General features: G+C 67.9%; 18 protein-coding genes. 14 read left to right on the forward strand and 4 right to left on the reverse strand.

The window, feature by feature from the left end:
• Positions 1 to 5 precede the first annotated feature (5 nt).
• Genes cobW through cobJ form a run of 6 tightly spaced genes read left to right on the forward strand, consistent with a single transcriptional unit; the run spans position 6 to position 7,887 of the window.
• The gene (gene cobW / locus ACQR1H_RS15080; RefSeq protein WP_315718434.1) at positions 6 to 1,043 is read left to right on the forward strand and encodes a cobalamin biosynthesis protein CobW; all 1,038 of its coding nucleotides are present in this window, start codon (positions 6 to 8) and stop codon (positions 1,041 to 1,043) included.
• Positions 1,044 to 1,052: 9 nt separating this feature from the next.
• Positions 1,053 to 4,475, forward strand: coding sequence for a cobaltochelatase subunit CobN (cobN, locus tag ACQR1H_RS15085; RefSeq protein ID WP_434907767.1), 3,423 nt, complete (start codon positions 1,053 to 1,055; stop codon positions 4,473 to 4,475).
• On the forward strand, positions 4,472 to 5,743 hold the full coding sequence (cobG, locus tag ACQR1H_RS15090) for a precorrin-3B synthase (protein ID WP_316218484.1): 1,272 nt from the start codon (positions 4,472 to 4,474) through the stop codon (positions 5,741 to 5,743). Before cobN ends, cobG begins: the two co-directional genes overlap by 4 nt.
• Positions 5,736 to 6,368, forward strand: coding sequence for a precorrin-8X methylmutase (locus ACQR1H_RS15095; RefSeq protein WP_434907768.1), 633 nt, complete (start codon positions 5,736 to 5,738; stop codon positions 6,366 to 6,368). The genes cobG and ACQR1H_RS15095 overlap by 8 nt, the downstream gene beginning before the upstream one ends.
• Complete coding sequence (locus ACQR1H_RS15100) at positions 6,365 to 7,123, forward strand: precorrin-2 C(20)-methyltransferase (RefSeq protein WP_434907769.1); 759 nt, start codon at positions 6,365 to 6,367, stop codon at positions 7,121 to 7,123. Before ACQR1H_RS15095 ends, ACQR1H_RS15100 begins: the two co-directional genes overlap by 4 nt.
• Positions 7,120 to 7,887 (forward strand): precorrin-3B C(17)-methyltransferase, encoded by a 768-nt coding sequence (gene cobJ, locus ACQR1H_RS15105; RefSeq protein ID WP_434907770.1) that lies wholly within the window; start codon positions 7,120 to 7,122, stop codon positions 7,885 to 7,887. The genes ACQR1H_RS15100 and cobJ overlap by 4 nt, the downstream gene beginning before the upstream one ends.
• Here the strand turns inward: cobJ and ACQR1H_RS15110 are convergent.
• The gene (locus ACQR1H_RS15110) at positions 7,851 to 8,624 is read right to left on the reverse strand and encodes a cobalt-precorrin-6A reductase (protein ID WP_434907771.1); all 774 of its coding nucleotides are present in this window, start codon (positions 8,622 to 8,624) and stop codon (positions 7,851 to 7,853) included. The genes cobJ and ACQR1H_RS15110 overlap by 37 nt on opposite strands.
• Positions 8,625 to 8,638: 14 nt before the next feature.
• Between ACQR1H_RS15110 and cbiE the strand changes: the two genes are divergently transcribed.
• Genes cbiE through cobM form a run of 3 tightly spaced genes read left to right on the forward strand, consistent with a single transcriptional unit; the run spans position 8,639 to position 11,033 of the window.
• Positions 8,639 to 9,874, forward strand: a complete 1,236-nt coding sequence (gene cbiE, locus ACQR1H_RS15115; protein WP_434907772.1) for a precorrin-6y C5,15-methyltransferase (decarboxylating) subunit CbiE — start codon at positions 8,639 to 8,641, stop codon at positions 9,872 to 9,874.
• Positions 9,871 to 10,275 carry a cobalamin biosynthesis protein gene (locus ACQR1H_RS15120; protein ID WP_316238640.1) on the forward strand — a complete coding sequence of 135 codons (405 nt, stop codon included), beginning with the start codon at positions 9,871 to 9,873 and terminating at the stop codon, positions 10,273 to 10,275. Before cbiE ends, ACQR1H_RS15120 begins: the two co-directional genes overlap by 4 nt.
• Positions 10,272 to 11,033 (forward strand): precorrin-4 C(11)-methyltransferase, encoded by a 762-nt coding sequence (gene cobM, locus ACQR1H_RS15125; protein ID WP_316218478.1) that lies wholly within the window; start codon positions 10,272 to 10,274, stop codon positions 11,031 to 11,033. The genes ACQR1H_RS15120 and cobM overlap by 4 nt, the downstream gene beginning before the upstream one ends.
• Here the strand turns inward: cobM and ACQR1H_RS15130 are convergent.
• Positions 11,003 to 12,133 (reverse strand): cobalt-precorrin-5B (C(1))-methyltransferase, encoded by a 1,131-nt coding sequence (locus ACQR1H_RS15130; RefSeq protein ID WP_434907773.1) that lies wholly within the window; start codon positions 12,131 to 12,133, stop codon positions 11,003 to 11,005. The two genes, cobM and ACQR1H_RS15130, sit on opposite strands and share 31 nt — an antisense overlap.
• Positions 12,134 to 12,180: 47 nt before the next feature.
• Here ACQR1H_RS15130 and ACQR1H_RS15135 point away from each other — a divergent pair, with 47 nt between their 5' ends.
• Together ACQR1H_RS15135 and bluB are read left to right on the forward strand one after the other, a co-directional pair.
• Positions 12,181 to 13,521, forward strand: a complete 1,341-nt coding sequence (locus ACQR1H_RS15135) for a cobyrinate a,c-diamide synthase (protein WP_434907774.1) — start codon at positions 12,181 to 12,183, stop codon at positions 13,519 to 13,521.
• Entirely contained in the window at positions 13,518 to 14,174 is a 657-nt protein-coding gene (gene bluB / locus ACQR1H_RS15140) for a 5,6-dimethylbenzimidazole synthase (RefSeq protein ID WP_316238638.1), read from the forward strand. The genes ACQR1H_RS15135 and bluB overlap by 4 nt, the downstream gene beginning before the upstream one ends.
• 1 nt (position 14,175) lies before the next feature.
• Here bluB and ACQR1H_RS15145 read toward each other — a convergent pair whose 3' ends face one another.
• A complete protein-coding gene (locus tag ACQR1H_RS15145; protein WP_316238637.1) occupies positions 14,176 to 14,901 on the reverse strand; it encodes a formyltransferase family protein in 726 nt (241 codons plus the stop codon).
• Positions 14,902 to 14,919: 18 nt separating this feature from the next.
• Complete coding sequence (locus ACQR1H_RS15150; protein ID WP_316218474.1) at positions 14,920 to 16,251, reverse strand: hypothetical protein; 1,332 nt, start codon at positions 16,249 to 16,251, stop codon at positions 14,920 to 14,922.
• Positions 16,252 to 16,985: 734 nt separating this feature from the next.
• On the opposite strand from ACQR1H_RS15150, the gene ACQR1H_RS15155 reads away from it, so the two are divergent.
• The 3 genes from ACQR1H_RS15155 to ACQR1H_RS15165 all read left to right on the forward strand — a co-directional run bounded on the left by ACQR1H_RS15155 (position 16,986) and on the right by ACQR1H_RS15165 (position 18,862).
• Positions 16,986 to 17,195: a hypothetical protein gene (locus ACQR1H_RS15155; protein WP_316238636.1), complete on the forward strand. Its 210-nt coding sequence runs from the start codon at positions 16,986 to 16,988 to the stop codon at positions 17,193 to 17,195.
• The gene (locus ACQR1H_RS15160) at positions 17,192 to 17,899 is read left to right on the forward strand and encodes an RNA polymerase sigma factor (RefSeq protein ID WP_315805142.1); all 708 of its coding nucleotides are present in this window, start codon (positions 17,192 to 17,194) and stop codon (positions 17,897 to 17,899) included. The genes ACQR1H_RS15155 and ACQR1H_RS15160 overlap by 4 nt, the downstream gene beginning before the upstream one ends.
• 138 nt (positions 17,900 to 18,037) lie before the next feature.
• Positions 18,038 to 18,862: a flagellin gene (locus ACQR1H_RS15165; protein ID WP_315805143.1), complete on the forward strand. Its 825-nt coding sequence runs from the start codon at positions 18,038 to 18,040 to the stop codon at positions 18,860 to 18,862.
• Positions 18,863 to 18,905 lie beyond the last annotated feature (43 nt).

Raw genomic sequence — 18,905 nt, forward strand, 5'->3', positions numbered from 1 at the left:
TCGCCATGACGAAGTCGTTCGCCAAGACGCCTTGCACCATCGTCACCGGTTTTCTCGGCGCCGGCAAGACGACGCTGGTGCGCAATCTGATCGAGACCGCGAACGGCCGCCGGCTCGCCATCATCGTCAACGAGTTCGGCGACGTCGGCATCGACGGCGACATCCTGAAAGGCTGCGGCGTGCCGGACTGTCCGGAGGATCGCATCGTCGAGCTGTCGAACGGCTGTCTGTGCTGCACCGTCGCCGACGATTTCGTGCCCGCGCTCAGGAGCCTGCTGGACCAGAAGGAGCCGCCGGAGCATATCGTGATCGAGACCTCGGGGCTGGCTTTGCCGAAGCCGCTGGTGCAGGCCTTCAACTGGCCCGAGATCGCGACGCGTGTCACGGTCGACGGCGTCGTGGCGGTCGTCGACGGCCCGGCGGTGGTTGCGGGCCGCTTCGCCGACGATCCGGAAGCGCTCGCGGCGCAGCGCGCCACCGATGCCTCGCTCGATCACGACAACCCGCTGGAGGAGGTCTACGAGGACCAGCTGCTGTGCGCCGATCTCGTCGTGATGAACAAGAGCGATCTGATGAGCGAGGAGCAGCGCAAGGATGTCGCCGCCGAGATTGCCGCCAAGGTGCAGCGCGCCGTCAAGGTGATCGCGACCGAGCATGGCAGGCTGTCGGCGTCGGTGCTGCTCGGGCTCGGCGCCGCGGCGGAGGATGATCTCGCCGCCCGGCCGTCGCATCACGACAACGAGGCCGAGCATGATCACGACGATTTTGAGAGCTTCGTGCTCGACGTCCCGGCGCAGGCCTCGCCCGATGCGCTCGTCGACCGCATCGCGGCCGCCGTCGATGCGCATGATGTCTTGCGGGTGAAAGGGTTCGTGGAAGTTGCCGGCAAGCCGCTGCGCCTCCTCGTGCAGGCCGTGGGCAGCCGCATTCAGCACCAGTTCGAGCGCCCGTGGCGCTCGGGCGAATCGCGGCAGGGGCGGTTGGTGATCATCGGCGAGCGCGGCCTCGATGCCGCCGCCATCCAGAGCCTGATCACAGGGTAGGCGTCACCGATGCACCTGCTGGCGACAACGGGCGGGGATCTCGACGACCTCGAACAGGCCGTGGATCTTGCGCAGTCGCCGGCCGAGATCGTCGTGCTGTCGTTCTCGGACAACGACCTGTCGGCGTTGGCCGAAGCCTGGACCGCGACGTCGACCGAGCTGCCCAGCCTGCGCCTCGCCAGCCTGAAGCGGCTGAAGCATCCGATGTCGGTCGATCTCTATGTCGACCGCGTCGTGCTCGGGGCGCGCGCCGTCGTCGTGCGCTGTCTCGGCGGGCTCGACTATTGGCGCTACGGGCTGGAGCGCATCGCGTCGACCTGCCGCAGCAGCAACATTCTGTTCGCGGCGCTGCCGGGCGATGATCGCGCCGACGACCGGCTCGATGCGCTCTCGACCTTGCCGCACGACGCGACGTCGCGGCTTTACGGCTATCTGCACGAGGGCGGCGTCGGCAATGCGCGCGAGGCGCTGCGTTATCTCGCGCGCCTGCTTGGCCGTGACGCGCCGTTTGCCGAGCCGATCGCGATCGGTCCGATCGTCGGCTTTACGCGCGACCGCGGCGCGGTCGGCATCGATGACCTCTGCAGCCACGATGATGCACGGCCGAGCGCGCTGATCGTGTTCTACCGTGCGAGCCTGCTTGCTGCCGATACGGCCGGGATTGCAGAATTGATGCGGGCGATCGAAGCCGAAGGGCTGGCGGCCGTCGCGGTCGCGGTAACCAGCCTGAAGGATCCCAGCATCGACGATGCGCTGGTGCGACTGGTCCGGCACCGGCGTCCTGCGGTCATCTTGAACGCGACCGCGTTCTCGGCGCAGCGCGAGGACGGCACAACGGCGCTCGACCTCGCGGACGCGCCGGTTCTGCAGATCATCCAGGCGCAGAGCACCGAGGACGCGTGGGCTTCCTCGGCGCGTGGACTGTCGCCGACGGACCTTGCGATGAATGTCGTGCTGCCGGAGCTCGACGGCCGACTGCTGGCGCGCCCGATTGCGTTCAAGGGTGAGGCGCCGGCGGACGAGCGTCTGCAGTTCAGCGCGATGCGTTATGTGCCTCAACACGACCGTATTGCTTACGTCGCCCGGCTCGCGGCGCGATGGGCGCAATTGCGCGCGCTGCCGGCCAGCGAACGGCGCGTGGTGCTGGTGCTGTCCGATTATCCGGCGCGCGGCGGCCGCCGTGGCTATGCGGTCGGGCTCGACACCAGCGCAAGCGCGGCCGCGATCGCGCGGCTGTTGGCGGACAGCGGGTACAACATCGGCCGCGCAGCGCCGATCGCCGACGACATCGAAGCGCTGCTGCGGGACCAGGCAGATGAGCTCGTCGTGCCGCTCGCGACCTATCGGTCCGCGCTGGCGCTGTTGCCGGATGATCTGCAGCGCGCCTTGCGCGATACCTGGGGAGAGGCGGATGTCGACCCGGCATTCCGGGATGGCGCGTTCCGTTTCCCGGTGCTGCGTACAGGAAAACTGCTGATTTTGTTGCAGCCGGATCGTGGCCATCGCGCCGACCGCAAGTCCGGCTATCACGACACCAGCGTGCCGCCGCGGCACGCTTTTGTCGCGCTCTACGCGCATCTTCGTGAGGCCGAGCGGATCGATGCGCTGATTCATCTGGGTGCGCATGGCACGCTGGAATGGCTGCCGGGCAAGGCGCTGGCGCTCTCGAGCGCGTGCTGGCCGGAGGCCGTGCTGGGCCCGTTGCCGGTGATCTATCCCTTCATCGTCAACAATCCCGGCGAAGCGATGCAGGCCAAGCGGCGGTTGTCGGCACTGACGCTCGGGCATCTGACGCCGCCGCTGTCGCATGCCGGCCTGCACGGACCCTTGCTGGAGCTGGAGGGGCTGGTCGAGGAGTATGCCGAGGCGGATGGTCTCGACAAACGCCGCTTGAAGCTGCTCGAGGAGGAGATCGTCGCGCGGGCCTGGCAGAGCGGCTTGGCCGCCGATTGCGGGCTCGACCGTGCCATGGCCGGACGCGAGGCGATCGCGCAGCTCGATGCGCAGCTCTGCGACATCAAGGAGCTCGCGGTGCGTGACCGCCTGCACGTGTTCGGGCAGGCGCCCGACACGGCGGCGACCGGCCTGTTGGCCGATGCGATCATTGCGGCCGCGGGACAGGCGGCAGCGACTATCGATCGCGCCGACATCGCAGCCCGGATTGACGGGAGCGCGGCGGCCGAGCGCAGCGCGTTGCTCGCCGCGCTCGATGGCCGGCGCGTCGCCGCCGGTCCCGCCGGCGCGCCGAGCCGCGGCCGTCTCGACGTGCTGCCCACGGGCCGCAATCTGACCGCGATCGACCCGCGCGCGATTCCGACCCGCACTGCGGCTCTGGTTGGCCAGCGCGCCGCCGACGAGGTGATCCGGCGCTATCTGCAGGACCATGGCGACTATCCGCGCGCGCTCATGCTCGATCTCTGGGCGTCAGCATCGCTGCGTACCGGCGGTGACGATCTGGCCCAGGCCTTGGCTTATCTCGGCGTGCGGCCGCGCTGGGATCTCAACTCCAATCGCGTCACGGGCGTCGATGTGCTGCCGTTGGCGATGCTCGATCGCCCGCGCATCGATGCGACGCTGCGGATCTCGGGGCTGTTCCGCGACCTGTTCGAAGCGCAGATCGCGCTGTTCGATCTCGCCGTGCAGAAGGTGGCGGCGCTCGACGAGGACGATGCCGACAATCCGCTGGCCGCGGCCCGGCGGCGCGGCGAGAGCCTGGCGCGCGTGTTTGGCGGCGCGCCCGGCAGCTACGGCGCCGTTGCCGCCGATCTCGCGCTCGGGATGGACTGGACGAGCCGGTCGCAGCTCGGCGAGGCGTATCTCGAGCGCACCGCTTACAGTTTCGGCGGAGCGCATGACGGCGTGTCGGCCTCCGACACCTTTCGCGCCCGCGTTCGGAGCGCCGATGCCCTCGTGCATCCGCAGGACGATCGTGAGCGCGACCTGCTCGACGGTGAGGAGGTCGCCGACTTCGCCGGTGGATTTGCTGCCGCCGCAGCGTCGCTCGGCGCGTCGCCCGCGCTGCTGCATCTCGACACCAGCCGTCCGGAGGCGCCGACGGCGCGGAGCTTCAGTGAGGAGATTGCCCGCGTGGTCCGCGGCCGTCTCGCCAATCCGCGGTGGATCAACGGAATGCTCGCTCACGGCTATCGCGGCGTGGCCGAGATCGCGCAGGGCGTCGACGCGCTCTATGCCTTTGCGGCCACCTCCGATGCCGTCGCCGAGCACCTGTTCGATCTGGCGCATGGCGCGCTGCTGCGCGACGAGGCCGTGCTGGACGGGATGGTCGCGCGCAATCCTGCGGCTGTCGCTGCGATCGTCTCGCGGTTCGAGGATGCGCTGCGCCGGCAGCTCTGGGTGCCGCGCCGCAATGCGGTCGCTGACGAGATCGTGCAGGCTCGCGCGCGCCTCACGCAAAAGGAGAGCGTGTCGTGAGCGCCGCGGTCGAGATCAAGGGCTGGTGTCCGGGCGCGCGGCGTCCGATGCCGAGCGGCGACGGGTTGATCGTTCGCGTCCGGCCGCATGGCGGCGCGCTGCCGGTGTCGACGCTGCGCGAGCTTGCCGAGGCCGCGCGGCGTTACGGCAACGGCGAGATCGACCTCACGCGCCGCGCCAATCTGCAGATACGTGGCGTATCGTCCGAGACGCTCGTGCCTCTGTGGGAGCTGATGGCATCACTCGGCCTGCTCGATGACAGCGCCGAGCGCGAAGCCATCCGCAACATCGTCGTCAATCCGCTGGCGGGACACGACCCGGCCGAACGGGCCGACATGCGACCCGTCGCGGCCGAGCTGGAGACGTTGCTGGCCTCGGATCAGACGCTCCATGCGCTGCCGCCCAAGTTCGGCTTTGCGCTGGACGGCGGCGGCCGGCTGCCGCTGACGGAGCTCGCCGCGGATGTTCGTCTCGTCGCCTGTGGCGGCACTCGGGGGAGGCGTGTCGCCGTCGGCATTGCGGGTTCCGATGATCCCGTGTGGCTCGGAACGACAGCCGTGATCGACGCGGCATCGACGGCCGTTCACCTCGCGCGGCTGGTGCTGCAACTTAGCCCCACGCGCCGCTCCGCGACGTTGCCGCCGTCCGCGATCGCCGCGGTCAGCGCAGAGCTGAACCTTGACGTTTCCGACATCGCGCCACCGTCAGCCGCCATGGGGCAGCGACATTGCGGCGTCATTGCTCTCACGGATCAAACCTGCGCCGTCGGTCTCGGCGTGCCGTTCGGCCGCATCGATAGCGACGCGCTGGCGCGGCTTACGGCCGTGCTCGCGGCACATGATGTCGCCGAGGTCCGCCTGTCACCATGGCGCGCGCTATATGTCGTCGCGGGCGCCGTGAGTGCAGGGCAATTGGTGGCGGACGCAGCCCGGCTCGGCCTGGTCGTCGACGACGCCGATCCACTGATGCGCATCGACGCCTGCTCGGGCGCCGGCTGCTGTCCGTCCACGGAATTGGCGACGCGGCAGCATGCCCGCATGATCGCCGATGCGATGGCCCGGACGGGATTCAACGGCACGCTGCACGTCTCCGGCTGCGCCAAGGGCTGTGCACGGTCGGCGGCTGCCGACATCGTGCTGGTCGGCGAGGCCAAAGGTTATCACATCGTCCGCCACGGCACGGTGAAGAGCGAGCCCTGCGGCATGCTCGATCCCGCCGAGATCGACGTCGACGGGTTGTTCGAAACGAAAGAAAAGGCCGATGTCTGAGCTCCGCGACTACATCAAGGACGGCGCGGAGATCTACCGCCGCTCGTTCGCGACCATCCGCGCCGAGGCCGACCTGTCGCGCTTCCAGGGACTGGAAGAGAAGATCGCCGTGCGCATCGTCCATGCCTGCGGCATGGTCGAGATCACCTCCGACATCGCGATGTCCGAACATTTCGCCGCGGAGGCGCGGGCGGCGCTCGATGGCGGCGCGCCGATCCTGTGCGATGCCAAGATGGTGGCGCAGGGGATCACGCGGGCGCGGCTGCGGGAGAAGAACGAGATCATCTGCACGCTCGAGGCACCCGAGGTGCCCGCGCTTGCCGCGAAGCTTGGGACCACCCGATCCGCCGCGGCGCTGGAGCTGTGGCGGCCGCATCTCGGCGGCGCGCTGGTGGCGATCGGCAATGCGCCGACGTCGCTGTTTCATCTGCTCGACATGCTCGATCAGGGCGCGCCGCGACCGGCCGCGGTGATCGGGACGGCGGTTGGGTTCGTTGGAGCGCGGGAGTCCAAGGAGGCGCTCGCGGCCGATGGCCGGGTGCCGTATCTGATCGTGAAGGGCCGCAAGGGCGGCAGCGCGATGGCGGTCGCCGCGGTGAATGCGATCGCGAGCGAAGTCGAATGAGCCTGCTGGACACCATCGCGGGCTCGGCCAATGCGGGCACGCTGTACGGCATCGGCGTCGGTCCGGGCGACGTTCGTTATCTGACCTTGCGCGCCGCGGGCCTGGTCCGGTCCGTCGATGTGGTGGCGTTCTTTGCCAAGCGCGGCATGGAAGGCAACGCGCGGCGGATCGTGACGCCCTTGATGGAAGCCGGCCGCCACGAGCTGCGGCTCGAATATCCGGTCACGGAGGAACTGCCCGTCGCCGACCCGTCCTATCAGTCAGAGATCGCCGATTTCTATCGGCGCGCGTCGGACAGCATCACCGCGCATCTGGCGGCGGGGCGATCGGTCGGTCTGCTGTCGGAAGGCGATCCGTTCTTCTACGGCTCGTTCATGCATATGTGGCGGCGACTGGAGCACGATCATCCGGTCGAGGTGGTGCCGGGCGTCACCGGCATGTCCGGCTGCTGGACAAAGGCCAATGTTCCGATCACCTGGGGCGACGACGTCCTCTCGGTGCTGCCGGGCACGTTGGGCGAGGACGTCCTGCATGATCGGCTGACGCGTTGCGAGGCTGCCGTGATCATGAAGGTCGGGCGCAACCTCGCCAAGGTGAAGCGCGCGATCATCAGCGCCGGATTGCTCGATCGCGCGCTCTATGTCGAGCGCGGCACGATGGAGGCGCAGCGCGTCGCGCCGCTGGCCGAGGTGGAGCTGGACCGCGGTCCCTATTTCTCGATGATCCTGATCCCCGGGCAGGGGCGACGGCTATGACGGGCACGCTGACCATCGTGGGCGTCGGCCCGGGGCGGGCCGAATTGATCACGCCCGCCGCCGCGGCCGCCATCGCAAGCGCGACCGATCTGATCGGCTATGGACCGTATCTCGACAGGGTGACCTCGACGAGTCCGGGCCAGATCCGGCACGCCAGCGACAATCGCGTCGAGCTCGACCGTGCGCGCCACGCACTGGCGCTCGCACGCGACGGCAAGCAGGTCGTGGTGGTGTCGGGCGGTGATCCCGGCGTGTTCGCGATGGCCGCGGCGGTGTTCGAGGCGGTCGAGGCGGGACCGCCGGCTTGGCGCGACCTCGACATCCGCGTCGAGCCTGGCGTCACCGCCATGCTGGCGGCCGCGGCCGAGGTCGGGGCGCCGCTCGGTGGCGACTTCTGCGCGATCTCGCTCTCCGACAATCTCAAGAGCTGGACGACCATCCGTCGCCGCCTCGAGGCGGCCGCCGCGGCCGATTTCGTCATTGCGCTCTATAATCCGCTGTCCAAGGCGCGGCCTCATCAGCTGGGCGAGGCGTTCGCGCTGCTGCGCCAGATCAAGCCGGCTTCGACCGTCGTCGTCATGGTGCGGGCCGCGGGCAGTGGTGATGTCGGGCGGATCATCACCGCCTTGGGCGAGGTCGATCCCGGCAAGGCGGACATGCGCACGCTCGTGCTGATCGGATCGACCGCCACGCGCCTGATCGCGCGCGAGGGAAAGTCGCCGTTTGTCTATACGCTGCGCCGTGAGGTCGAGGGCGGCGCATGAGTCAGTTGTGCCTCCAGCCACTGCAATGCGGCTCGCGCGCCGTCCAGCGCGATGCCATGCGGCTTGTCGGGTCTTGCGATCATCACCACGGGAATCGCGAGCCGCCGCGCGGCTGCGATCTTCGGATACGTGGCCGCGCCTCCGGAGTTCTTCGATACCACAAAGGCGATGCGCTCTCGGGTCAGAAAGGCTTGCTCTGTCGGCTCGTCGAACGGCCCGCGATCGTGGACGAAGCGAATGTCGGGCGGCAACGCGACGTCGCCAGGCGGGTCGATGGTTCGCGCGACGTAGTGGTGCTGCGGGGCTGCTGCGAAGGCTGCGAGCTCCAGGCGGCCAAGACTGAGGAATACACGCGCCGGATCCGTTCCGAGCGCGGAAGCCGCGTCGTCGGCACTGCCGACCTCGATCCAGCGGTCGCCGGCCTGGCGTTGCCAGGCCACGCGCCGGATCGACGCCAGCGGCACCGACAGCGCATGGCAGGCTGCGACCGCATGGCGCGAGATCTGGTCGGCGTAGGGATGCGTGGCATCGATGACGGCGTCGATCGCATGATCCCGCAGCCAGGCTTCCAGTCCGGCGATGCCGCCGAAGCCGCCGATGCGCGTCGGCAGCGGCTGCGGTCTGGGCGCGGCGGTGCGGCCGGCGAGCGAGAGCGTCGCTGCGAACCGGTCGTCGCCGGCGAGCAGCCGCGCCAGCTCCGAAGCCTCGGTCGTCCCGCCAAGAATGAGAATACGCATGCGGGGCAGTGTCCATGGTGAACTCGGCCGCAACTTGCAACGCGCAGCGCTGGCTGTCCATCGTCGGGATCGGCGAGGATGGTGTCGACGGCCTCTCGGTATCTGCACGACGTCTCATCGCGCAGGCGGCCCTCGTGGTCGGGGGCGCGCGTCATCTCGAGCTCGCAGCGCCGTTGATCGCGGGGGAACGGCTGGTCTGGCCCAGCCCGTTGAAGCTCGCGTTCGACCAGATCGCGGCGCGACGGGGACAGCCCGTCGTCGTTCTCGCAAGCGGCGATCCTTTCAACTACGGCGTCGGCAAGCAGCTGATGCAGCGCTTCGCGTCCGCCGAGATGCTTTGCGTCCCGCAGCCCTCGGCCTTTAGCCTCGCGGCGGCGCGGCTCGGCTGGCCGCTGCAGGATGTGGCGCAGGTGACGTTGCACGGCCGCCCGCTCGAAGGGATTATCCGCCATCTCGCGCCGGGCGCGCGCATTCTGGCACTGGCCTGGGACGGATCCACCGCCGCGCGGCTCGCCGCGCTGCTGACCTCGCGCCGCATGGGACGCTCGCGCCTGACGGTGCTGGAAGCGATCGGCGGCGCGCATGAGCGGGTGCGCAGAGCGCTGGCCGACGCGTTCGATCTCTCTGATATTCATCCGCTGACGACGATCGCGGTCGAGGTCGATGCCGAGACCGATGCACCCGTGATCCCGCTGACCGCTGGTCTTGCCGATGACCTGTTCGAGCATGACGGCCAGCTCACCAAGCGCGACGTGCGCGCCGTGACGCTGTCTGCGCTCGCGCCAAGGCCGGGCGAATTGCTGTGGGACGTTGGGCTGGGCTCGGGCGCGGTGGCGATCGAGTGGCTGCTTCGTCATGGTTCGTTGCGCGCGATCGGCATCGAGGCGCGGCAGGACCGGGCCGACCGGGCGATGCGCAACGCGCTGGCGCTCGGCACTCCCGAGCTGAAGCTGGTGATCGGACGCGCGCCGGCGATGCTGGCGGATCTCGAAGCGCCCGATGCGGTCTTCATCGGCGGCGGCATTTCTGAAGCGGGTGTGTTCGAAGCGGTCTGGTCGCGGCTGAAGCGTGGCGGCCGCCTCGTCGCCAACGTGGTGTCGCTCGAAGGCGAGGCGCGGCTGAGCGCGTTGTTCGGCCAGCATGGCGGTGAACTGATCCGCATCGCGGTTTCGCGCATCGAGCCGGTCGGCCGCATGCACGGCTGGCGGCAGGCCCTGCCGATCACGCAGTGGCGGGTGACGAAACCATGATCGCGCTCGGAATCGGTTGCCGGCGTGCCGCCAGCGTCGCAGACATCGAGGCGGTGATCGCACAGGCGCTCTCGCTTGCACGCCTCGCCCCGGCAGACGTGGCGGTGCTCGCCACAGCGGCGGACAAGGTCAGCGAACCCGGCGTGATCAGCGCCGCGCGCCGGCTTGGCCGCCCGCTCGTCGGAGTGGCCTCTGCTGACATGGCGGCTGTCGCCGATCGCGCGATCACGCGAAGCGATCGCGTCAGGCGCCTGAAGGGTGTACCTTCGGTCGCCGAGACGGCGGCGCTGGCTGCCGCCGGCGCGAATGCCCGGCTGGTCCTGGCGCGCGTCGCAAACGCCGTAGCGACCTGCGCGCTGGCGGAGGGCGAGGCGGCCATCGATGCGGAGCGTGCGCCATGACGGTGCACTTCATCGGCGCCGGTCCCGGCGCCCCGGACCTGATCACCTTGCGCGGCCGTGACCTGATCGCGCGCTGTCCGGTATGTCTCTATGCGGGCTCGCTGGTCCCTCGCGCGCTGCTCGATCATTGCCCGCCCGGCGCACGTATCGTCGACACAGCACCGATGTCGCTCGACGAGATCGTGGCCGAGATCGAGCGCGCCACGCTCGCGGGCGACGACGTGGCGCGGCTGCATTCCGGCGATCTCTCGATCTGGAGCGCGCTCGGCGAGCAATTGCGGCGCCTGGATGCATTGCGGATTCCCTACACGATCACACCCGGTGTGCCGTCGTTCGCGGCGGCGGCGGCCGCGCTTGGTCGCGAATTGACCTTGCCGGGATTAGCCCAATCGGTGGTGCTCACGCGGACCTCCGGCCGCGCGTCGGCCATGCCGGACACGGAGCAGCTTTCGCTGTTCGCGCAGTCGCGCGCCACGCTCGCCATCCATCTCTCGATCCACGTTCTCGACAAGGTCGTCGAGGAGCTGCGGCCGCATTACGGTGACGACTGTCCGGTCGCGATCGTCTATCGCGCGAGCTGGCCGGACCAGCTGGTCCTGACCGGCACGCTGGCGACCATCGTCGGCCAGGCCGCGGCTTCCGCCGTGGAGCGGACCGCGCTGATCCTGGTGGGCCGCGCACTCGCAACCGAGGATTTTCGCAACAGCGCGCTGTATGATGCCGACTATCAGCGGCGCTTCCGCGGGAGAGGGGAGTGAGCCGGTCCATGACTTTGTCCGACCAGCCGGCCGTCGCGGTCGAACACGGCGATGTCGAGGGCCATGTCGTTGTCGCCCAGCGCACGCCGCGCCGTCGTCCAGGCGGCGAGCGCGATCACCTCTCCGGCAGGAAACCCGACCCGCTGGGACTCCTGCAGCACCTGCAGCGCGGTGTTGGCCGTGCGTGCGCTCGTGACCAGCGTGGCCGGCGCACCCGCGTCATGCAGCGTGTTCGCCAGCCAGCCGAGATCGACCTCGCCGGCGCGCGAATGCAGGTCGAGCAGGCCCTGGCCGAGTTTGGTCATCTTGGCGAAGCCGCCGGCCACGGTGACGCGAGCGACCGGATGCCGTCGCAGATATTTCAGCATGCCGCCGGCGAAATCGCCCATGTCGATCAGCGCCGTCTCCGGCAGGCCATGGAGCCGCTGCACGGCCTTCTCGGATGTGCTTCCCGTCGCGCCGGCGATGTGCGGCAGGCCGGCCGCGCGCGCGACGTCGATGCCGCGATAGATGGAGTGGATCCAGGCAGCACAGCTGAACGGCACCACGATTCCCGTGGTGCCGAGGATCGACAGGCCGCCGACGATGCCGAGCCGCGGGTTGAGCGTCTTTCTGGCGAGCTCCTCGCCGCCGGGAATGGAGATCTCGACGGCCACGTCGCCTGTCGCACCGAGCTTTGCCGAGGCTTCGCCAATCGCCGCCGTGATCATCTCGCGCGGCACCGGATTGATCGCAGGCTCTCCCGGCGGCAGCGGCAATCCCGGTCGTGTCACGGTGCCGACGCCGGGGCCGGCGCGGAACGTTACGCCGGAATTGTCTGCACCGCGCCGCAAGGTTGCTCTGACCAGCGCACCATGCGTGACGTCAGGATCGTCGCCGGCGTCCTTGACCACGCCCGCGGTGGCCTTGATGCCGTCGGCCTCATGCATCGCGATCGCAAAGCCGACGCGACGTCCGCCAGGCAGGGCGATCTCGACCATGGCAGGACAGTTGCCCGTGATCAGCAGCTCGTAGGCGGCGCGCGCTGCGGCCGTGGCGCAGCTGCCGGTCGTCCAGCCACGCTTCAGCGGTCGGTTCGGCGGATCCGCGATGTCCATCATGTCGGTTCGCATAGCACATTTTGCCATGCCTCGGCGGCGTTACGGCCATGAGCACGGCGGCGCCCAGCGGAATCATCATCGCCGCGCCGCGTTCGGGCGCCGGCAAGACGACCGTCACGCTCGGGCTGTTGCGTGCACTCAGCCGGCGCGGCGCGCGCCTGCAACCCTTCAAATGCGGCCCGGACTATATCGATCTCGCCTATCACACGGCTGCGGCACAACGGACGAGCTACAATCTCGACAGCTGGGCGATGTCCGCGCCGCAGCTGCTCGGGCTTGCCTGCGGCGTCGCCGCCGACGCCGATATCGCCATCGTCGAGGGCGTCATGGGCCTGTTCGATGGCGCGTCGCATCCCGGGCGCGCGGGCAGGGGCTCGGCTGCGGATCTTGCAGCCCTGACCGGCTGGCCGGTCGTGCTCGTTCTCGATGTCAGCGGGCAGACCGAGACGGCCGCCGCCGTCGCGCTCGGCTGCGCGCGTTTTCGCGACGATGTCCACGTGGCCGGGGTGATCCTCAATCGGGTCGCGAGCGAGCGGCACCGGGCGCTCATCGAGCCGGCGTTTGCGACCGTCGGAATCGAGGTGCTCGGCGCGCTGGCGCGGGACGCGCAACTGACCTTGCCCGAACGCCATCTCGGGCTGGTCCAGGCCCAGGAGATCACGGCCATCGAGGCCCATCTCGAGCGTCTTGCGGCAAGCGTGTCCGGGTCGGTCGATCTCGACGCGGTGCTTGCTCTCGCAAATCCGATTCGGGCGCCTGGCCTCGCCGCGCAGAGCTCCAGCCTCGGCATCAAACCGCCCGGACAGCGCATCGCGCTCGCATCAGATGCGGCCTTCTCGTTCAGCTATCCGCATCTGCTGCGGCACTGGCGCGCTCAGGGCGCGGAGACCATCCCGTTCTCGCCGTTGAACGACGAGGCTCCTGATCCAGCAGCCGACGCGGTGTGGCTGCCAGGCGGCTATCCCGAATTGCATGCGGGACGGCTGGCCTCGGCGCGGTCGTTCCTCGACGCGTTGCGCGCGATGGCCTCGCGCGGCGTGCCGATCCACGGCGAGTGCGGCGGCTACATGACGCTAGGCGCGGGACTCGAAGATGCCCATGGTGTCCGGCATGCGATGGCTGGGCTGCTGTCACTGGAAACGTCGTTCGCGCGACGCCGCCTGCATCTCGGCTATCGTCAAGCGACGCTCTTGGTCGACTGCAGCCTCGGCCCGAGAGGGGCCGTCGTTCACGGCCACGAATTCCATTATGCAACCATCCTGAGCGAGGCAGACGATCCGCTGATCGCGTGCCGCGATGCCTCGGGCGGCGTCATCGCCGAGCGCGGCGCCCGGCGCGGGTCGATGACCGGATCGTTCCTGCACGTCCTGAGCGGGGAGGGCGCATGAGCGAGCCAGGCCGAAGCCCTCCGCAGTTCGACGCGACATTCCGGCAGCGCTTTGCCGAGCTGGTGCGCTGGCGTCGCGACGTCCGCCGTTTCCGCGCCGATCCGGTCTCCCTTGAGCTGATCGAGCAGTTGCTCGCTCTCGCGTCCTACGCGCCGTCCGTCGGCTTCTGCCAGCCTTGGCGGTTCGTGTTCGTCGAGAGCGCCGAACGCCGCGCGACGTTGATCGAGAACTTCCAGCATGCGAACCAGGCGGCGCTCGCCGGCTATGATGGTGAGCGGCGCGCGCTCTATGCAAGCCTCAAGCTGGAAGGCTTGACGCAGGCGCCGGTCCATCTCGCCGTCTGTGCCGACGAAGGCGCTGCCACCGGGCATCGTCTCGGCCGCGCCACGATGCCGGAAACGCTCCGCTACTCGGTGGTCGCAGCGATCCAGACGTTCTGGCTGGCGGCGCGCGCGGAAGGTCTCGGCGTTGGCTGGGTGTCGATCCTGGACCCGGAGGCTGTCTGTCGCGCGCTCGAATTGCCGTCGGACTGGAGCCTGATTGCGTATCTCTGCGTCGGCTGGCCGCAGGAGGAGCATGACGATCCCGAGCTGGAACGTCACGGCTGGGAAACGCGGCTCGACCAGACCGTGATCAAGCCGCTCAAGCGTTAGGTCACGACGCGAGCGCCAACGCCGGCGCGTCAACCGTCATCGGCTCGCCGACGGCGGCCTCGGCGCGCATGAGCTGAAACCGTGTGCCGTGCAGGTTGACGGTCAGTGGAATGCCGCGGAAATCGTCGTGAAAGGCGTGGATGCGGCGCGCCATCTCGGATCGATCGATGTCGGCGGGCATGTCGCATAGGGCGGCGTACATCTGCCTCGTGCTCTTGGTGCCGCTCCAACCGGTGCCGAGCGCCGGCAGCGGGCCGGCCTGGCAGGCGAGGTCGCGCGACATCCGCCAGAACAGATAGGCGAGCCGCACGAACGCCATCTGCTCCAGGCCGCGGACATCCACGCCTTGGGGGATGTCGAACGGCTCGACACCGACGATCGCGCCGCAGTCGACCCGGGTCTCCATCGCGTGGGCCGTCGCGCCGAAGCGCTTCGTACCGTCGTACATTGCGAAATGGGCCGGCGCCCAGCCGGGATAATCCGGTGGGCCCGGATGAAAATTGTAGGCGCCGTAACCGAGCGCCTGAAGGATGGCGGCAGGCACGACGACGCCGGTCGTGAACGCAAGCAGGCGGGATCTGCCGAGCACGTCGCGTTCGATGGCTTCGAGGTCCTGCAGGCTGACCGCGCAGCGGAATGCGAGGGCAGCGTTGTGCGCCCGCAGGAGCTCGGACAACGCGAGCTGCTGGTCACGGCTGCCGGTGAGAAGAATGATGGTGTCGAACATGATTTGTCCTGGCTGGCGTCAGTGGCGATGGGCGTTGAAGCTGGCGGGCCGGCGCATGGCTTCCGAGGCGGCGGTGGCCGCGAACAGATCGGCCGGCAGCTCCTGACCGGGGACGATCTCGAGTACCATGTTGTCGGCCAGCAAAGCGGCCCGCCGCGCCATGCGAACCTCCGGCGCCCACGAGCACAGCGAAAGCTCGAGGCGGCCAAAGCCGCCGCAATCGGCGACGAAGGCGCTCGTCAGCCGCTCGATGCTGTCGGCCGTTGCGCGCGCGCTGCTACCTTCGACATCGCGCAGGATGACCGTGACGCCCCGGCCAGATTTTACTTTCGAGCGCACCACGAGCAGCGACTCCAGCGCGCCGACGCGCCCCGCCCGCCGCGGCGAGCGTGCCACTTCGGCGAAGTCCGGGTCGGGGCCGAGATCAGCGTTTGTCGGCTTCAGATTGTGGACGATCGTCGCGTTGCCGACTCCGGCTTCCCCTGCAACGGCATGGTAGCTGCGGGGAAGCCAGACCGTATCGAGTGCGATCTGGGACGTCACCGCACTCCAGGCCTGGTCGATCAGATAGCCGTCCCAGACATCGGGATATGACGAGGCAATCTCGCGCCAGGTCGTCAGCATGGTCTCGGCCGCCTTGGAGCGGCCGAAATAGAGAGTGCGCGGCGACATCTCCCAGCCGTTCCACTTATGGACGGCGAAGTCGCAGCCGGCCAGATGAGGAAGGCCCGGGGCGGCTTGAAACATCACGTCCGCCTCGACGTACAACAGCGGCTCGCGGTGCCGCTGCCACATCCGCGCGACGAAGTCGGCCTTGTCGGCAGCGCTCAGGCGTTCGCCGGGGCGGCAATCGATCGCCTCGATGTCGAATGGGAGCCCGAGCCGCTGCAGCGAGCGTCTGAGATGATAGACGTGCAAGTCGCCGACCGTCGTCGGATGGCAGGACACGACACGCATCGTAGTTGCGGGTGCCGTCTCCGGAGCAGGCCAGTCGCGGCCGCCCCACCACAATTCATGCGGACCGTCGGCCGAGGTGCCGACGGTGCCGAACGCCGTCAACTTGGATTTCAGGAAATCGAACGCGGGGTTTTCGCCGAAAGGGATCGCCACGGCATCGTGCGAGGTCAGCGTGCCGTACAGCAGCTCCGCACCCGCGCCGGTTGGCGGATCGAGCAGGACGATCGTGCGGCCGCGGCCAGGCGATGGACGTTCGTCGCAGTGAACCAGCGGCCCGAATGTCCGCGACAGCCACTGCAGACGAAGACCTTGCTGCTGACCGAGCCTGACGCCTCGAGCGCGCAAGGCTTGCGTCGGGTCGTCGTCGATGGCTTTCGGGTCTTGTCGCATCATGCCGGGTCCTCCTGCACAATCAAACGGACCACGTCGGCCAATCAGGCGCGTCGATCACGCATGCGCCGGCGTCGGTCACTTGCGATGATGCGAGCAGGACGAAGCTCTCGACACGGAAAACGCGAACTTCGTTTCGCAATGTTGCCGGCGCGCCGCGCGAAGCCCGCACAGATGAATCAACATCGTGGATGCGTAAGAAGACGTACGGGCATTCGCTTTCGATCTGATAGCGCTTGGTCGACGCCGAAGTACGAAATCGGGCATTAAAAAGCAGTCGCGGGCGCGGATCGCGCGCTTCGCGCTGAGATATCGAACGCGACGATACTCACGAAAGTCGACGTCGATCGAAACATTGAGCAACATTCGGTGACGCTACAGACATCGATTGACACCTACGCGTGCGTCGTCGGCGCGCGACGCATCACGTCGATCGCTTCATTTGTCGTTCCATCAGCAACTACAACGTACGAGCACGACAGATCAGGCGCGCCTTGTCGCAAAAATCGTCACGAGATTCAAAAATCGCGTCTGCGGAAACTGACAGAGTCGAAAAATGCGATAATTTCGTCGAGGTGATTCGGAAAAAATTGCCGGGCGAGATGATCGTTTCGCAAGAACTCCGGATCTTGATCGACCGCAGATTTGGTGTGCGCGGTCCGCATCCAGGGATGCTGTTAGTAAGCGTTGCAGCCCGCGTTTTCTGCTGAACTCGTCTTCCGGAATGAACCCGCGCCATGCCGAACATCGGCCTCTCCTTCTCAATGATCGTCGAGCGCTCGATCCGCGTGCGGCAGAATTTGCCTGTCCCTAGGCAAAACATTCCATCTAACTACCTGAAAAATCACGAAGAATCTTCGCCTGCTTCTCTCGATCACAGCGTTCAACGATCGGAAGCCGTCTGCGAATGCCGCATTCGGCATTGCGGGTTGGAGATGCGGAAATGAGCTACGCGCTGGACGTCTGGGCCCCGGCCGATGGCGTATCTTCGAAGGAGCCGGGGTCCCCGGACGTCGCGGTGGTGCTGCCGTCGAGCGAGTCGGTCAGCACCGTTCCAGACTCTGCGCCGCCGGGCGAGACCATGGTCTTCGACGAGGACAAGGATCTGCTCGACCGGCTGGCCACCGGAGAGGAGCTCGCATTTCGCCTTCTCGTCGAGCGCCACATCGACCGCGCCTATGCGATTGCGTTGCGCATCGTCGGCAATGCCGCCGACGCCGAGGACGTCGTTCAGGATACGATGCTGAAGGTCTGGACTCATCGCGGGCGGTGGCAGCACGGCCGTGCCAAATTCTCGACCTGGCTCTATCGCGTCGTCAGCAACCGCTGCATCGACATCCGCCGCAAGCCGCGGACCGAGAATGTCGATGTGGTGCCCGAGGTTGCGGACGGCAAGCCGGATGCCGTGAGCGTCATCGAGCGTGCGGAGCTCAGCGACCTCCTGGAAGGAGCGATGCAGCGGCTTCCGGAGCAGCAACGGATCGCCGTGATCCTGTCGTATCACGAGAACATGAGCAACGGCGAAATCGCCGAGGTGATGGACACGACAGTGGCCGCCGTGGAGTCGCTGTTGAAGCGGGGTCGCCAGCATCTGCGCGACATGCTGCGGCGTCACGAGCGCGACATTCGCGGCGCCTTCACCGATTGCTAACCATAAAATTCCCGGCGCGGGAGAATTCCCGCCTGATTCCCGCAGGCGCTTCCGTTTGATCGGTCAGACGGGGCCGATCCGCACCGTCAGTCCTTCCACGATGCGGCGTGCTTTGCCGATCACTCAGGAGTCCTCACCGTGCCCGCAATTTCCACCAACATCGCCGCCAACTCCGCCGTCCGCTACTTGAACATCAACTCCAACCAGGAGACGAGCTCGCTCTCCAAGCTGTCGAGCGGTTCGCGCATCACGTCGGCCTCGGACGACGCGGCCGGTCTCGCCATTTCCACGCGCATCTCCTCGGACATCACCACGCTGCAGCAGGCCGCGACCAACGCCGCCCAGGCGACGTCGATCCTGCAGACCGCGGATGGCGGCGCGTCGAACATCAGCGACATCCTGGCGCGCATGAAGTCGCTGGCCTCCGAGTCCGCATCGGGCACCACGGTCGGAACCAGCCGCACCTACATCCAGTCGGAATTCTCGCAGCTCATCAGCGAAATCTCGTCGATCGCGACCGGAACGCGCTACAGCGGTCAGAGCCTGCTCGACGGCACCAGCACGTTCTCGTCGGGCGTCTCGGTTCTGGTCGGATCGTCCGCGTCCGACACCATCAACATCACGCTGTCGGATCTCACCGCGAGCACGCTCGGCGTCTCGTCGCTCGACGTCAGCACCCAGACCGGCGCGACCGCAGCCTTGACCACTCTCGACACCGCGATCGACACCGTGTCGAAGGCGCGTGCCGACATCGGCGCGCAGGAGTCGCGCTTCAACTTCTCGGCCGATTCGATCTCGACGCAGACGCAGAACCTGCAATCGGCCAATTCCGCCATCAAGGACGTCGACATCGCCTCGGAGCAGGCGAAGCTGTCGTCGGCGCAGGTGAAGACCCAGGCCGCGGTATCGGCGGAAGCCGCCGCCAACCAGATCCCGCAGTACCTCCTGAAGCTGCTGGGCTGAGCCGTGATCTGCCGGGCCGGCGCCTCGCCGGTCCGGCTTTTTC

It is taken from the genome of Bradyrhizobium sp. HKCCYLRH2015, from assembly GCF_051168215.1.
Classification (GTDB): Bacteria; Pseudomonadota; Alphaproteobacteria; order Rhizobiales; family Xanthobacteraceae; genus Bradyrhizobium.